This is a genomic window from Plantactinospora soyae, assembly GCF_014874095.1.
Taxonomy (GTDB): domain Bacteria; phylum Actinomycetota; class Actinomycetes; order Mycobacteriales; family Micromonosporaceae; genus Plantactinospora; species Plantactinospora soyae.
In genome coordinates this window covers 5,363,267-5,379,162 of sequence record NZ_JADBEB010000001.1, presented here as the reverse complement: position 1 = coordinate 5,379,162, position 15,896 = coordinate 5,363,267, and the positions used below count along the sequence as shown (strand labels likewise).

Here is a 15,896-nt window from a genome sequence, read left to right as displayed (position 1 = left end):
GAGAACTCGGTAATGCCCTTCGAACTCGCGTTCTGCCTACAATGACGATCAGCAGACGCGATCAACTCGAACGTGTTCAAAAACCGGACATCACCACCACTTTGCCGGGGACCTCCGAACGAGGTGGCCGTCTACCTCGTGGCGTCCACCACCTGATCGCGTCTGCCCCGCCGATCAAGGGACTCAACGACGCTCCTCCGCACGTTCAGCTTGGGTTGTTAGCCCTTGTTACGATCTTGGCCGTGCATCCCGAACCCACACCACCGGGCCGGATCCAGCCCGCCCACGGGCAGCCAGCCCCCCAGCGATTCACCGGAAAGACTCCCGCCGGGTTCGGTTCGCACGGGATCGGCCCGGCCGGGGCGCCCCCGACCGGTTCCGCCCCCTGGGCGGGAGTCTGGACGGCGGGCAAGTCGACTAGAAGGACGGCGCTGGTGGTGCTGCTCGGCCTGGCTTTCATCGGGCTGAACACCGCCATCGCGTACGCCACGGTCGGGTCAAAGGTCATTTCGATCGTGACGGGACTCGCCTTCTGCCTGATCTTCATGGTCGTCGTACGTGTGCTACACCGGGCGATGTGGCTGTCCTTGCTCTCGTTCCTCCCCGCCCTGTTCGTACTCGTGGGATCGGTGGGACTCGCCCCCGACCTGGCGCTGGAGAAACGTGGCGTCCGCCAGGAGGTGACCATCGTCGACGCCGAGGTCGCCGGTAAGCGGCACACGTTCACGCTCCGGGGCGACGATGGTCCGCTCGACGAGCCACTGACCTATCAGGGCAGCAACCCTGGCTACCAAATCGGCGACACCCTAACCGTACTCACCGACCCGGACGGGGTGATCGCGCTCGAGGAGGCCGATCGGGTCGACTCAAGCGGCACCCTGGGGTCGCTGGTCCTCGGTGGCATCGGCTGGATTGTCATCGCACTGCTCGCGGGATGGCGTGGGCACGTCCGGCGTCGGGAAGGCCGGTTCGACACCCTGGTGATATAGCGCGCTAAGCCAGCACGAGCAAATGAGCCGCTCCGCGCATTCCGGAAAGGGCGAACCAACTGCCAGGAAGGACCCGGAGTGGAAAGACGAGAGCTGAGGACCGATGGGCGCAGGTGACAAGCGGAGGACCGTGTCGATGATGGCCGTCGCGGTCCTGCTGCTTGCGGGCTGCGGTCCGGCGGAATCGACCGACATACCGGCACTTCAGTTCGACGAGGCGATAGACACGGCGATTGCCGGGGTGGCGAGGCCTGGTTGTGTAGGAAGATCCTCCAGTCGGTGTCCTGCTGGCGGGGCGCCGGGCCGACACGTCGACCGGCCAGGATCCGCCGGATCGTGTCCGCCCCGACGCGATGGCCGAGGCGCTGTGGATCGCCTTGGATTCGGCGGTGTCCCCACCGCGGGTTCTCTCCGGCCAGTCGTAGCACCACATCCCGGATCCCGTCACTGACTGGTGGCCGGCCGAGTCGGTTCGGGTAGGTCCAGTGACGTCGCACCAGGCGGCGATGCCAGTTCGACAACGTGGCCGGGGTGACGATCCGATGTTCCCGTAGCTGGGCCAGGGCGGACAGGACCGCCCGGTCCGGCCAGGACAGCCGCGGCCGGCTGGGAACGTGGCGACGTAGCACCACCACCTCGTGCCGCAGCGTGAGGACCTCGATCAGCAACGCCCTGTCGCTGCGAATCAGCATCCCCAGACCGCTGAACAGGCGGATCATTCCCAGGTACAACAACCGGCCGCCTACGAAACGGCTAACAGAGCCCGCGGCCGGGGTGACGGAGCGTACCCAGTCGCCCCGGTCGCCCATGTCCACATCCGATGGTCCCAGGCCCTGGCCGATCAAAGCGGCGTTCACCATCTGCCGCAGGCCGGCCCGCATGCGCACCAGCACCTGGTCGCTGCGGGTGCCGTAGCCGGCCACGTCGAGGCGACGATCGTGGAGTGCACCAGCCCGTAGCGCCTTGTCATGACGGGCCACCATCCTCGTCAGGAAAGAGACCGGACTCCATCGTCCCGTAGAGCGATACCGTTCCGCCTGCCCGCTTGCGATCGTAGGATCCGTGAGTGACGTATCGGGTGTGGCCGCGGCTGTCGACGAGCTCGATCGCCATGTCGATCGGTACGCCGAGCAGGGCAACGCCGAGGCGATTCTGAGCCCGGACGTCTCAGCGGTCGCCGACCGGATCCGAGCGCTAACGGCGCCGGACGGCCTCACGGCTCATGCCGCGCTGGCCCTCGCCCGGTTTCACTGGTGCCGCTATCTCGCGCTGCCGGAGGGCGAGGACGACGCCGACCAGTCCCTGGCCATCGAGTTGTTCACGGCTTTGTGGCACATCGACCCGGAGGTGGTGCCCGCTCCCGTCCGTGCACTGCTGGAACAGGGCAGCGACGGCCCCGGTACGGCGCACAACGATCACGGGGTGGGGTTGTTCGCGCACTACGAACGTACGGGCGACAGCGAGGCGCTCGACGTGGCGCTCGCGGCCTTCGAGGCGGCCGTCACGGCCTGCCAGGCTGGCGATCCGCAGTTGCGCCGATACCTGTCCAACCTGGCGGGTGCTCATCTGGCCCGGTTCGGCGAGCGCGGTGCAGGTTCCGACCTCGACGAGGCCATCGCGATCGGGCTGCGGGCCGCGGGGCTGGACGGCGGTGACGAACGCAGCCGGGCGGCAACCATGGGCAACCTCGCCGTCGCGTTGCGGACCCGGTTCGAGTACACCGAGCGGCTCAGCGACCTCGACGAGTCGATCGCCTGCGAACGGGCCGCGCTCGGCATCCTGTCCGCCGGCCATCCGGACACCAACGCCTACCTGGCCGGCCTCGCCAATGGGCTGCGCCTGCGGTTCGCAGCGACGGGGCAGCGGCACGACCTGGACGAGGCGATCGTATCGGCCCGCCAGGCGGTGGACACTGCAGTGCCGGGCGATCCGGACCTGCCGGTCTATCTGGGCAGCCTGGCGAGTTGCGCCCTCACCAGATTCGAACGGTACGACGACCAGGACGACGTCGACCTCGCCGTTGACGCCGGGCAGGCGGCGGTCGAGCGGGCACCGCCCGGGCACCAGTCCCGGCTGGGTTGTCTCACCAATCTGGGCAATGCCTTGCGGGAACGGTACGTCCGCACCGCATCGCTCGACGACCTCGCCGCGGGAGTGCGGGCCGCCGGTCTGGCCGTGGCGGAGGTTCCGGCGCACCATCCGATCCGGCCGAGTCTGCTGTCCAACCTCGCCGCGCTGCTGCGAACCCAGGCGTCCCGTACCGGCGATGCAGCGCTGCTGGACCGGGCGGTCGCCATCGCCGCCGAGGCCGCCTCGTCGCCGGACGCCCGCAACCGGGGGATGATCTCTGCCAACTTCGCGGTCGCCCTGCTCACCCGGTTCGAGAGCCGCGGCGACCCGGCCGACCTGGACGCCGCGATCGTGGCTGCGGGAACCGCCGTGGACGCGGCCGCACCGGAAAGCCGCGAACGCGCGGCCCGGCGGTCCGAACTCGGTGTGGCGCTGATGTCGCGCTACACGAGCCGGGGTGACTCCGGCGACCTCGACACCGCCCTGCAGCACACCCACCAGGCCGTTGCCGCGGCCCGGCCCGACCATCCCGACCTGGGCCGTCATCTGTCGAACCTGGCCTACATCCTCCGGATCCGGGCGGCCGTCACCGATGATCGCGCGGACTTCGACGCAGCCGTGCGAGCCGGCGAGGAAGCCGTCACGTGGCTCGCGGCCGACCGTCCGGAGCGGGCCGGCTATCTGGTGAACCTCTCCTCCGCGCTGGCCGCCAGATTCCAGCGGTACGGCGATGACGGCGACATCGACGCGGCGGTCGCTAATTCCCGCGAGGCGGCGGCCCGGACCCCGGACGATCACGCCGACCTCCCGGGGCGCTGGAACAATCTCGCACTGGTCCTGCGCGTACGTTTCGAGCGCACCGGCCGACTCGCCGAACTCGACGAATCGGTGCTGTTCGGGCGCCGGGCGGTGGATGCCCTGCCCGCCGGACACGCGGATCGGCCGGCCCACCTCACGAACCTCTCGGGGGCTCTGCGGGTCCGGTTCCAGCGCACCGGGGAGCGATCCGACCTCGATGCGGCAGTCGACGCGGCACGCGCGGCGGCAACCGAGCTGCCGGCCGCGCACACGCAACGCGGTGGCTTCCTGTCCAATCTCAGCAATGCACTGCGGGCCCGGTTCGACGAGTCGAGCATGGCCGATGATCTCGAGGACGCCCTGGCCGCCGCCGCCGAAGCTGTCGAGCTCACTCCCCCGGGCACCGACCGCGCGCAGTACCTGTCCAACCTCAGCGCCGCGCTGCTGAGCGTGGTCGAGCACACGCCGACAGACACCGCGAAGCTCGACGCCGCCATCGACTCCGCCCGAGAGGCGGTCGTGACCAGCCCGGACGACCATCCGGAGCGCGGCCGCTATCTGATCAACCTCGGCAACGCGCTGATCACGCGCGGCCGTCCCGCCGACCTCGAGGAGGCGGTCTCGCTCACCGCCGAGGCGGTGCGCACCACGCCGGCGGACCACCCCGACCGGGCCGGCTTCCTGTTCACCGCCGGCCATGCCCAGCACCTTCTGCACCCCGAGACGGGCGTGCCCGGCGTCTGGCGGGAAGCGGCGCAGGACCGGACCGGATCGGCGGAGGTCCGGCTCCGTACCGCCTGGGCCTGGGCCACCACAGCAGCCACCGGCGGCGACGTCGAGGATGCGGTCCGGGGTTTCACGGCCGCCGTGCGACTGCTACCGGTCGTGGCCTGGCGCGGACTCGGCGACGCCGTGCGGGAGCGGCAACTGCGGCAGTGGTCCGGACTCGCGGGTGACGCCTGCGCCTGGGCGCTGCGGGCAGGCCGCCCGAAGCTGGCCGTGGAGCTGCTGGAGCAGGGCCGCTCGATCATGTGGAATCAGATAGCCCAGATCCGCACCGATCTGTCCGACGCCCGGGCGGCGGCGCCGGAGTTAGTGGAACGGCTGACGGAGCTCCGGGCGGCTCTGGACGCGCCCGCTGCGCCGCCGCCCGTACCCGGGATCGACGGACCAGACGGGGATCAGCGCGTCCTCGTTCAGCGCCGGCTCGCTCAGGAATGGGACGACATCATCACCCGGATCCGCGGGATCGACGGTCTCCACGACTTCTTGGCTGCGGTGCCCTACGACGATCTGGCGGCCGAAGCCGAAGACGGTCCCATCATCATGATCAACACCAGCCGGTACGGGTCCGCGGCGATCTTGGTGACCCCGGCCGAGCCGCTGGTCGTCAACCTGCCCGCGCTCACCCGCACGGAAACCGTCGAACGCATCAACGCGATGCTGCAGAGCCGACTGGCGGCGCAGACCGACCGCAGTTTCGCGAACCTCCGGGCGGCACACCGCACCCTGCTGGACGTGCTGGCCTGGCTGTTCGACACCGTCGCCGAGCCGATCCTCGATACGCTCGGCGACGTCACCGGACCCCGTGACGGCACGGCACCACCCCGGGTGTGGTGGTGCCCGACCGGACCGCTCACCCTGCTGCCCCTGCACGCGGCGGGCCGGCCCGGCACCGGCCACCACGACACGGTGCTCGACCGGGTGGTCTCGTCGTATCTGCCGACGCTCGGCACGCTGCACCGCGCCCGGGCCGGTGGTGGCGGGACCTCGTCGAAGGTGCTGCTGGTCGATCAGCCGGCGACGCCGGGTCAGGCCCCGCTTCCGTTCGCCGCCGAGGAGGCCCGCCGCCTCACCGCCCGCCTGCATCCCACCACGACCCTGTCCGGCCCGCGGGCCACCGGCGACGTGGTTCTCGACCACCTCGCCGGGCACGGCTGGGCCCATCTGTGCTGCCACGGCGAGCAGGATCCGGCCGAGCCGGGCCGCAGCGCGCTCCATCTGCACGACCGGCCGCTCTCCGTCGCCGAGATCTCCCGGCACCGGTTCCCGTACGGGCAGCTGGCGTACCTGTCGGCCTGTGAGACCTCCACCGGCGGGGTGCGCCTGCTCGACGAGGCGATGCACCTGTCCTGCGCCTTCCAGACGGCCGGCTTTCGTCATGTCATCGCCACGCTCTGGACGGTCCACGACGACCGTTCCGCGCAGCTCGCCGACGACGTCTACGCTCAACTTCTCGCCTCCGGCCGGCTCGACGCCGCCGGGGCTGCCCGAGCGTTGCACCGGGCGGTACTCACGTTGCGCGAGCAGCTGCCGCATGCCCCGCTGGTCTGGGCGCCCTATGTCCACAGCGGCCCCTGAGGTGTCCGGGACCGGGCAGCCACTGGCACGGCCCGCACACAATGTCACCATGAAGAAGCTTTCGGTCATCGGCCCGCCCTACGCCGCCCGATTGATCTTCCGCACCCGCCGCGGCCTGCGCACCTTCTTCGCCCACCTACTCGCGGCCGCCGGCCTGGTGTCAGCACTGGTCCAGTTCCTCGGGCAGATGTTCTTCAACAAGGCCTTCCCGGCACCTTTTGCCGTGACGACCCTGACCCTTGTCGGCTGCTTCACCTGGGCCGTCTCGCAGGCCTATCCCCGGTCCCGGATCGAGCGGGGGTTCAGCACACCGGACACCACGGTCCGCGTCGAGGTCGGCGACCTGTTCGAGCAGGACACCCATCTCGTCGTCGGCTTCACCGACACCTTCGACACCTCGGTGGCCGACGACCGCATCATCAGCAGCGCCGCGGTGCAGGGACAGCTTCTGCACCGTCGCTACGGTGACGACCAGCGGCGCCTCGACCAGGAACTGGCAGCCGCCCTGCGACGCGCGAGACCGGTCGCGACGGAGCCGCCCAGGAGCAAGCCCGGCAAGCGCACCCGGTACCCGATCGGCACGGTCGCCGTCGTCGGACGTCCGGGACAGCAGATCTTCGCCGTGGCGTACAGCCGGCTCGGCAACGATCTCGTGCCCCGCTCCTCGGTGAACGACATGTGGGTGAGCCTGAACCAGCTCTGGGACGCCGTCTACGAACGCGCCGAACGACGCCCGCTCGCGATGCCCATCATCGGCTCCGGGCTGGCACGCATCGACCAGCTCGACCGCGAGTCCCTGCTGAAACTGATCCTCATCTCGTTCCTGGCGCGGTCCCGCGAGACGCCAATCTGCCGAGAGCTGCGCATCATCGTTCACCCCGACGACCTGCACTCCGTCGATCTTCTCGAGGTCAGGGCCTTTCTGCGGGCCCTGTGACCGGGGGACGGCGGTCGAAAACTGCCAGCCCTTCGAACCGGCTGGTCCGGCGCCATTCGGAGCCCGAGTCGTCGACCTCGCAGCCGGCGGTGCGCAGCCGGGAGACCAACTGCCCGAGCGCGACGGGTCCACCGTCGAAGGCGACGTAGTTGACACCGCCGACATCCGCCATCGGCCGAATGCTGCCCGCCTTGACCAGTACGGTGCGTTCCCGGAACGCGAGCAGGGCCGCACCGAGCTCCATCAGGACGTTCGGCCTTGGCTGCATCGCCGGCACCATCTCGTGCGCGTCCTCCCTCGGCCCCTGCAGCTCAGGATGCAGGGACACCACGTCGTCCGGGGTGAGCAGCGCGACGATTCCCTGCGCCCGGCCCAGTCCGTGATGGATCACGTCGAGGAGCGCGGGCGACGGGCCCGCACCGGCGGTGGAGACCAGCGGATCCCATTCCATCACCCGCAGGCCCAGCAGGCTGAGCACTTCCCGCATCCGGCCGGCGAGGACGTCGTCCCGACCGTGGATCAGGAACACCCGCCGGGCACGGTCGGCATCGGGATCGGCCCGCGGCCCGCCGGCCGGCGCCGGCAGCGACACCGTCCGGTCCACCGGCCGGCTGCCGGTCAGCAGACCCATGGCGTCCTCGGGTTCGAGCCGGTAGCTCGCCGAGAATCGCACCGCCATCTCGCCCCCGCCCGGCGGCGTCTCCATCACCAGCCAGCCCGCGTGCGAGCCCACCGGCACCCCGGCCGGCGTCGTCGCGGTGTGCCGCCAGCGCAGGCGGCGACTACCCACACCGAAGGCGTTGATGGTGGGCGTCAGCCCCTCGAGCAGAAACTCCCGCTCGGCATGACGGTTACGGGCACCCGGACCGACGAAGCGCAGATCCGGACCAAGGACATAGGTACGGTCGTCGTGCTCGCGGGTGATCGCCTTGGGGATCACGTCGAGCACGTTTACCCCCTCGGTGAACTCCAGCCCGACCTCGGCCCACACCGGCCCGGGCACCTCCGGCGCCAGCTCGATGTCAAAAACCACCCGAACGAGGTAAGCGTCGGTGGCGAAGTCCGAAGCCGGCAGTGCCTGGACCTGCCAGGCTCCGAAACGCACCACTCCCAGGTTCACCTCGGCGGCTGAGTCGCCCCGCTCGGCACCTTTGGACAGGAAGACCTCCACCTCGGCAAGCGGCTCACCCTGTTCCTCACTACTGACCGTCACGATTTCTCCTAAACTCCCACGTGGACATGCGCCGCCCAGCGCAGCACTTCCTGCGGATCCTGGTCGCGCAAGGCCCGGACAACGGTGTGCAGCGCCTGCGACGCCCGGGCCGGATCACCGCGCAGCTCGGTGTAGAACGACTCCGACACCGTCAGGGCGTCATCGTCGCGAACCGCCCACAACGTGCCGATGACCTGGCGGAAGCCCGCCATCAGCAGACCGGCCGTCACCTGCACGGCCTCGTCGACCAGTCGCAGGTTGGTCCGGGTGGTGGAGCACGCCGACAGATAGGCCAGTGTGGCGTACGGCAGATCCAGGCCGGACAGTTCCGTCACGGTGAGCGGACCGTCCATCAGCAGCAACCGGCTGTCCGACGGCACCCGCCAGTCGCTGACGCCGTGGCAGGCGAAGTGGGCGATACCGTGCCGCGGAAGAGCGTCGAGCACCTGCGCCCGGGTGGCGTCGAGCAGCGGGACGGCGGCATCGGCCAGCCCGGACCGCACGATACGGGCCTCTTCGGCCACCCGGGCCAACGGCGTCTCGCCCGCCGGTGCGGATGCCCCGATCACCACGGCCGGGCGATGCTCCGGGACCGACCTGCGCGCATGCGCCAGCGCTCGCAGGGTGGGAGTGTAGGACGAGCGCACCCGGTCCAGGACGCTGCGGTCCGAACCGTCGTGGTGTCCCGCCGCATGCCAGGGCAGGAACGCCATCGCGCCAACCGGGCACCACCACATCCGCCGCCCGTCAAACCCCTCCACGACGCGGCCCGCCACCTCGTCCCACTGCCACGCGAGCACGGCCCGGGCATCGTGGCGCAGCTTTCGGTACGCGGAGTAGGACTGCCGGGTCGCGGCGGCCGGTCCGCTCAGCGCTAGCAGGATGTTGGCCTGCTCCATGATCCGCTGCTCCGTCAGCCCTGGCAGCTCGATGAGGCGTACCGGATGATCGGGGTCGCCGGTGAGCACCAGCGCGTCACAACGATGCGGGGCAGCGTTGAGAATGACCATCGGCCCGTCGGCCGCGCAGCTCAGCATGGTTTCGGGCAACGGCACGGAAACGACGCCGGCGCTCGCGTCGATCCGCTGGCAGAAGAGCACACCACGGGAGCGTTCCAGCAGCTGCACCGCCTGCTCGGGGCGCCCGTTGTCGAGCGCCGCGGCCGCCGCCTCACCGGCCAGCCCACTGATCTCCCCCAGCCCGAACTCCCGGTCGTCGCGCTGGAGTTCGCTCGGCGCCACCGGGGCGAGTAGATCCACCGCGAGCGCATATGCGGTCAGCGAGGTGACGGAATCACCGGACCGGCGAGCCGCACGACCCCAGCCACGAGCCGCCCGGATCCGTACCCGCGGGGGTGCCGTCTCGATCTTCACCGCTCGGGCGCCCGCGGCCGCCGCCTCCGCCATGGCCTGCGGGTCGTCCGGGCCGGAGAGCAGCACATTGGTGAGGTTCGCCAGCACGGAGGCCAGCGAGAGGTGCCCGTCCGGCAGCAGGTCGGCCGCTTTCCGGGCGTATGCGGCGGCCTCTGTGACGATCTCGGGTGCCGGCGGCTCACCGATCGATATGAGCGCCGCCGCGAGATTGCTCAGGCGAAAGGCTCTGATCCGGTCATCGGTCGATCGGGCCACCGCCTCCCGGCTCGCCGCCACCGACGCGGCGAGTTCACCGGGGTCGCCGCCGAGCCGGTACGAGGAACGCAGGCACATGCTGAGCTGAGCCCACGCCGTGGCGCGTGCTGGATGGCCCTCGGGCGCCTCGGCGACGGCGGTGCGGGCGGCCGTGACCGCTTCCGCCAGAGGCTCGGCGAGACCGGTGCGATGGTGCAGGACATGCAGCGCGTCAACGAGGCCGTTGTGACACCGGGCGCGCAGCAGTCCGGATCGCGCGTTCCGGGCTGCCTCCCGCAACTCCTCGACGGCGTCGAGCAGCAACCGGGACTCCCCAGTGACCTGGTGAAGGGCGAACAGGCCCAGGCCCAGGTTCGCCCGGTAGTCCGGCCGCTCCGGATGACCGGCGCCGGCTGCCTCGACTGCCTCCCGGCTCGACCGGACCGCCTCGCGCAGATCAGCCTCCACACCGGTGACGTCATGCCGTAACCGCAGTATGCCCGCCAGATTGTTGAGCATCTCCGGGCGGTCGCCGTGCCCGGCCGGGATCGTGTCCACGGCCTCCTGAGAACAGTCCACGGCCATCGTCAACGCGTCGAGGTCGCCGGTGTCGCGATGGATCTGCTGATAGGTGTTGGCGAGGGTCAGCAGCCGGCCGGGACGGCGGGGATCCTCCCGGCGGGTCGCCGCAATGCTCTGCGCGCCCATCAGGGCCGCCTCCCGCAGCTGCCGCGTGTCCCCGGTCAGGAACGCGAGCCGGCCCAGCGATCCCTGCACGTTCGACAGGAGCCGAGCCCGATCGGCGTGCCCGGCGGGCACCAGTGCCAGGGCTTCCCGGTCCGCCGCCACCGCCTCGGCCGCCGCCTCCGCGTCGCCGTCGGCATCAGCGAGCTGACCGAGGCCGAGAGCGAGGTTGGACAGGTAGGCGCCCCGGCGCGGATCGACGACTCCACCGAGCTCGAGAGCCTGCCGGATCAAGGAGACCGCCTCGCGTACCAGCGCGGTCTGCCCCGTGCGCCGGGCGGCCCCCAGCAGCGCAAAGCCGAAGTTGGACAACATCGCGGGCCGGTCCAGATGCTCGATCGGCAGGAGCGCGAGCGCCCGCCGACCGGTTTCCAGGGCCCGGCCAGCCAGGTCCGCGTCGCCGGTCTCCGCAGCCAGCTTGGTCTGCACCGAAGCCACCTTGGACAGCATCAGTGGCAGGTTGGGATCGCCGCGCTCCGCGAGCAGATCAGCGGCCCATTGAGTGTGCTCGAGCGCCTCGGCCAGCAGCGGCAGCGAGCCGCCGAAGCGGAAGGCGAGCTGCAACGCGCGGGACAGCAGGTCAAGATCGGTCACCGTCCCGGAGCGCGCCTTCGCGCGCGCGGCGCGGACCGCCGCGGCCGTCTCGCCGGTCCGTTCGGCGGCCGCCAGCAGAGCCCGCACATCGGCATCAGACATCTCGTCATACTGGCCGCATCGGTCGGCCCGCTCCACCCCACCGGAGGATGAAACCGCCGCCGGACGGCCACCCCGCGGACATCAGGCCGGTCCGCCCTGCTTGAGCAGATGCCAGGCGTTCAGGATGAAGTCCACGGCGTAGCCGGTCGCCGCCGGGTGCTCGTCGAGCAGCGTGGGCTCCAGCACGACCTGCCCGGGGTATCGGCGGCGGAGGCGGTCGGCGAGCAGGTACATGCCGGCCGGGGTGCCGATGCACAGGAAACGGAACGGGTGGTTACGGGTGACAGCGAGCATCAGCAAGGTGAAATCGCCGAGGTCACGGGTCGCCGTGCGGACCAGGATCCCGCCGGCCGCCCACTGCGCGACGTGCCGCTCCACCGGCAGATCCATCACCACGAACACCGGCTCGATGGTATGCAGCATCGCCAGCAGGTCACCGTGCCGGGCCAGCGTGTGATGGGTGGTCAGCACCAGCAGCGGCCGGTTCGCCAGCACTGCCTGGCACTGCGTCGGCGTGACGCCGTCCGGCAGCAGCCCGAGCCGGATCGCGGCGCCGCTCACCGTGGCGATCGCGGCGAACCGCTCCGGCACGTCCTGCCCGCCGAACGCGAACTGGCCTTTCGCCACAGCGCCGTCCAGCCAGAGCCCGCACACGTGGTCCTGGCCGCCGGCCGGTTCCGCGACGGGGACGAGTTCGGCGGTCAGCGGCGCCCGGAGCAGAACGCGCTGCCGGTGCAGTTCGAGTCCGTCCTCGTGCGCAGCCAGGCGCTCGCGGGCCACCGTGATCAACGCAGCGGTCTCCGGACTGACCTCGGCGACCGCGTCCCGGTACGCGGTGGCCAGCGCGGACTGCTGACGGGACCCGACCGAGGCGAGACCGGCCCGGTCCAGGACCTCGCACACATGGGCGTGGCACCGCGGACCGAGGACCTCCTCCTCGAACTGGCGCAGCTGCTCGAATTCCGGCGAGCCGGCCCTCAGGCGTACGGAGCTCGCGTCACCGCCCCGGTCCGGGAACTCGGCGAGCAACGCGGCGAACAGCGGCGTCCACGACTGCGGCCCGCCCGTCTGCTCGAACACCGCCAGGCGCTGGTCCGGGCTGTCCCGGCCGTCCCCGACATCGCCGCTGCCGAGCTGCCGGAAGCCGCGGCCCAGCAGGTCGAGCGACACCGCGGGGCGCAGGCAGACCCGCAGCACCGCGTCGACGGCGGCGCCCCGGAATTGCCAGGACCAGTCGCCGTCCACATCGACCAGGGCCAGACCCCGATCAAGGTACGCCAGGTACTCGCGGTTGCCGGCCAGCAGCTCACGTGCGGCGTCGACGCCGGTCACGATCGCGGAGAGCGTCGTCGCGTACGTCTCGTGGCTGTCCCTCGACTGGTCGACCAGACGCAGGAAGACCTCGCGCAGCGCGTGCCGCCGGAATCCCGAGCGGGCTAGAATTCCGGCACCGCTCGCCAGCAATCCCCACCCTGACGATCGTTGCAGCTCGTGGTGGAGCGCCTCGTGCATTTCCGTCATGGACACCTGAGCCGGCCCGGTCAGGCTTTCCATCGTCAAGGCCCAGCTGTCCGACCCGTCGTAGGAGCCGTACTGATTGAAGCGAAGGACATCAGCAAGGTGATCTCGCGCGCAGCTCAACGTTTCGCTGGTCATGCACCGATGATGCCCGCGGGTGCCCGGTGATCCCCCAGGCCTTCGCCTGCTCGCGGGACGGCCTGGCCACCGTGCTGCTCGGCGGATACGACGGCACCGGATCGTGGTCCATCGCCGCGCCGCAGATGCGCGGCGACGACGAACAACTGCTGGTCGAGACCCACGAGGGACTTCATCACGAACTGCAGAGCTCCACCATGTACGGGCTGGTCGCCTCGCTGTCGGCGCAGCTGTCCGGGCGGGGCGTGTCCCGCTATCGGCTCCGCGAGGCGTTCCAGGAGATGGTCGACCGCTCCCAGCACGTCCACGAGGTGTTCGCGACCACTCTCGCGGCCGAGGTGACCGGCATCGGCCTCGCCCGGCGGCTGCTGGCTGGCAACACCGCCTACACCGGACACCTGGACACCGGCCTGGAACTCGCCGGGTCCGGCGCGCCCGACCCACGGCGGGCCTCGGTGGCGGCCGCGGTGCTGCGCTGCTGCATGGCACCTGCCGGCGTCACGGCCCTGATCTCCGGCGGGTTCCGCAGCCTGTCGCGGGCGCACCTGACGGCGGACGACCTCACCCCGGACGCCCGGTTGGAACGGTTCCGCGTGGTCCGCGCCGCCGCGGAGTTCGACCGGCTGCTGTGTGACATGACCGGCGCTGCGGAGCAGGACTTGATGCGGGCCTGCTACGAGCAGACCCGGCACATCCTGGACCAGGCCGGCCTGCCGTCGGTCGCCTGGTCCGACCAGGCCGAGGTGGCCGCGGCGCTGCGGGCCGCGGTCGGCGCGGTCGACACCGATCTGGCGGACCGGCTGAACATCGTCACCGAACGCCGCCCTCTGCTCGACGACGGCCTCGAATACGACCGGCAGAAGGTCGTGCTCCGCGACCGGCTGCCCGTCGAGGTCTGTGTCCTGACCGATGCCGAGCAGGCCGGCCGGTCCTTCGGCGGGTCGTTCGCCTGCGCCGTCTGGATGAGCCGCGCCGTACTGGCCAAGCAGTTCCGGCTGCCGGAGACCCCGCCGCTGCCCGATCTCGTGGCGGCTCTGATCGACGGCGGCGGCTCGGAGCCGGGCGTACGACTCGGGCTGTTGCCGGACGGCATGACGCCCGGCGAGGTGCAGACGTGGCTCGGACCGGTGCCGGTCGTGGCGCTGACCACCCACCTGACGCTCTCCAACCGGGAGGCCGACGCACGGCTGCGCCGGTCGTCCCCGGTCTTCGTCCTGATGGATCTGCCGGTAGCGTGGCACGTTGACGACTGGCTCCGGCGGGGCGCCACGGTCCGGCTGGCGCTGACGCCGCTCGAGTCGCCGTTCGGCGGCGTCGAGCTGTGGCTGGCGGCGTTCGCGATCGACCGCCGGCCAGGGCTTCGTTTCCTCGCGGTGGGAGGCAAGGTGGGAGTGTCGGTCCTGGTGGAACGGCTCCGGCAGCGACACGGTGAACGGCTGGTGATCGACGGCGGGTTCCTGAGCGCCGAGGCGGGCGCCGTGAACGCCGTTCTCACCCGGGTCTTCGACACCTGGCATGTGCTCGACCAGGACGCCGTCGAGTGACCGCCTCCTCCTGGCCACTGGACCTTCTCGGCGCGGCCGGACCGGGCGCCGACGGCACCGTGGTGCTGGACGCGGCGTCGGTCAGCCGGCTAGGTGACACCCTCGGTCTCGACCCGGGTGACACCCGGGTGTGGATGCGCGGGCTGATCGAGCAGCAGCATCCGCTGGCGGCGTTCGAGATGCGGTCCGGTGCGTGGCGCGTCAAGCTTCTCCCGGCGGTCGCCGTCTCCGCGATGACCGGCCTGGTCGGCGCGGCCGTGCTCCAGCTGATGGACGTCACCTCCCTGCCCGGGGTGCTGCTCGGCCTGGCCGCCGGGGCACTGCTGAACGTCGAGCAGATCGAAGTCGCCGAGACCGACGTGGTCGTGCACGCCCGGCTGTGCTCGGCGGCCGCCTCCGGCGACCCGCAGAGCGTGGCCGCCCTATACGCGTCACTGCCCGAGGACGTACGGGAGGAGCTGACGCTGACCCAGTTCGCGGCGGTGGCGCTACGCCTGCACGAGATCGGGCTGGTCGAGTGGACCGGCGCCGGCGTCAACCTGCGCGCCGCAGACGCCCGGCGCGGGTTCCGGCTCGTCGCGCGCGCACCGTCTGCGGCCGTGATGTCCGCGTCGTTCCCCAGCCGCCCCGACACCCCGCACGAGCTCAATCAGCGGGTCTTCGTCGTCCACGGCCGCGACGACGCCTTCGTCGGGCGGATGTTCGAGCTACTCAGCCTCCTCGGCTTGCGCCCGATGGAGTGGGAGTCGCTGGTCACGGCGGCAGGCCGGGGACCGTCGCCGGTCCTGCACGAGGTGATCCGCGAGGGGATGTCCCGGGCGCAGGCCGTCGTCGTGCTGCTGACCCCGGACGACGTCGTTCACCTGCATCCTGACCTGCGTCGGGACCAGGAGGACGGCCACGAGCTGATCCCGGCCGGCCAGCCCCGGCCCAACGTCCTGATGGAGCTCGGCGGCGCCCTGTACGGCTTCGCGGACCGAACCGTCATCGTTCGAGCCGGATCGATCCGGCCGATCGCCGACCTCGGCGGGATCAACTACATCGACTTCGACGGCGGCGAGCAATCCCGGGCGAAACTCGTCGAACGGCTCCGGCGGGCCGGTTGTGCCGTTGACGACCAGGGCACCGAGTGGCGGCGCCCCACCCGATTTGAAGGGCTCGGCACCTTCACTCGCCGCCCATCCTGACCGGCACGCCGGTCAACCGTGATCAGTTCGTCAGCCACGCCTTCTTCAACACGTCGAGAAGCGTGGTCTAACGCTCTCTCAGAGGGCGTCTAAT

The 15,896-nt window shown here is 70.8% G+C and carries 8 protein-coding genes; 5 read left to right on the top strand and 3 right to left on the bottom strand.

All coding sequences use genetic code 11. The features are described 5' to 3' along the window. Positions 1-242: 242 nt before the first annotated feature. The 3 genes from H4W31_RS23895 to H4W31_RS23885 all read left to right on the top strand — a co-directional run bounded on the left by H4W31_RS23895 (position 243) and on the right by H4W31_RS23885 (position 7,155). Positions 243-989 carry a hypothetical protein gene (locus H4W31_RS23895; RefSeq protein WP_318783373.1) on the top strand — a complete coding sequence of 249 codons (747 nt, stop codon included), beginning with the start codon at positions 243-245 and terminating at the stop codon, positions 987-989. 1,062 nt (positions 990-2,051) lie between these two features. Continuing rightward, positions 2,052-6,218 carry a CHAT domain-containing protein gene (locus tag H4W31_RS23890; protein ID WP_192768685.1) on the top strand — a complete coding sequence of 1,389 codons (4,167 nt, stop codon included), beginning with the start codon at positions 2,052-2,054 and terminating at the stop codon, positions 6,216-6,218. Between the two features lie 49 nt (positions 6,219-6,267). Continuing rightward, positions 6,268-7,155 carry a macro domain-containing protein gene (locus H4W31_RS23885; RefSeq protein ID WP_225945646.1) on the top strand — a complete coding sequence of 296 codons (888 nt, stop codon included), beginning with the start codon at positions 6,268-6,270 and terminating at the stop codon, positions 7,153-7,155. Here the strand turns inward: H4W31_RS23885 and H4W31_RS44355 are convergent. From H4W31_RS44355 to H4W31_RS23870, 3 genes are all read right to left on the bottom strand, one after another. Continuing rightward, complete coding sequence (locus H4W31_RS44355; protein ID WP_192768684.1) at positions 7,130-8,368, bottom strand: TIR domain-containing protein; 1,239 nt, start codon at positions 8,366-8,368, stop codon at positions 7,130-7,132. The genes H4W31_RS23885 and H4W31_RS44355 overlap by 26 nt on opposite strands. A gap of 8 nt (positions 8,369-8,376) precedes the next feature. After that, the gene (locus H4W31_RS23875; protein WP_192768683.1) at positions 8,377-11,415 is read right to left on the bottom strand and encodes a CHAT domain-containing protein; all 3,039 of its coding nucleotides are present in this window, start codon (positions 11,413-11,415) and stop codon (positions 8,377-8,379) included. Between the two features lie 81 nt (positions 11,416-11,496). Further along, complete coding sequence (locus H4W31_RS23870; protein WP_192768682.1) at positions 11,497-12,936, bottom strand: hypothetical protein; 1,440 nt, start codon at positions 12,934-12,936, stop codon at positions 11,497-11,499. 161 nt (positions 12,937-13,097) lie between these two features. Between H4W31_RS23870 and H4W31_RS23865 the strand changes: the two genes are divergently transcribed. Both H4W31_RS23865 and H4W31_RS44350 read left to right on the top strand, forming a co-directional pair. Continuing rightward, positions 13,098-14,615 (top strand): PHP domain-containing protein, encoded by a 1,518-nt coding sequence (locus H4W31_RS23865; RefSeq protein ID WP_192768681.1) that lies wholly within the window; start codon positions 13,098-13,100, stop codon positions 14,613-14,615. Further along, positions 14,612-15,802, top strand: coding sequence for a TIR domain-containing protein (locus tag H4W31_RS44350; protein ID WP_192768680.1), 1,191 nt, complete (start codon positions 14,612-14,614; stop codon positions 15,800-15,802). Before H4W31_RS23865 ends, H4W31_RS44350 begins: the two co-directional genes overlap by 4 nt. Positions 15,803-15,896 lie beyond the last annotated feature (94 nt).

Excerpts from the sequence above, each read along its gene's own strand:
- H4W31_RS23885 (WP_225945646.1), top strand. The coding sequence starts at position 6,268 with ATGAAGAAGCTTTCGGTCATCGGCCCGCCCTACGCCGCCCGATTGATC.
- H4W31_RS23875 (WP_192768683.1), bottom strand. The coding sequence starts at position 11,415 with ATGTCTGATGCCGATGTGCGGGCTCTGCTGGCGGCCGCCGAACGGACC.
- H4W31_RS23870 (WP_192768682.1), bottom strand. The coding sequence starts at position 12,936 with ATGACGGAAATGCACGAGGCGCTCCACCACGAGCTGCAACGATCGTCA.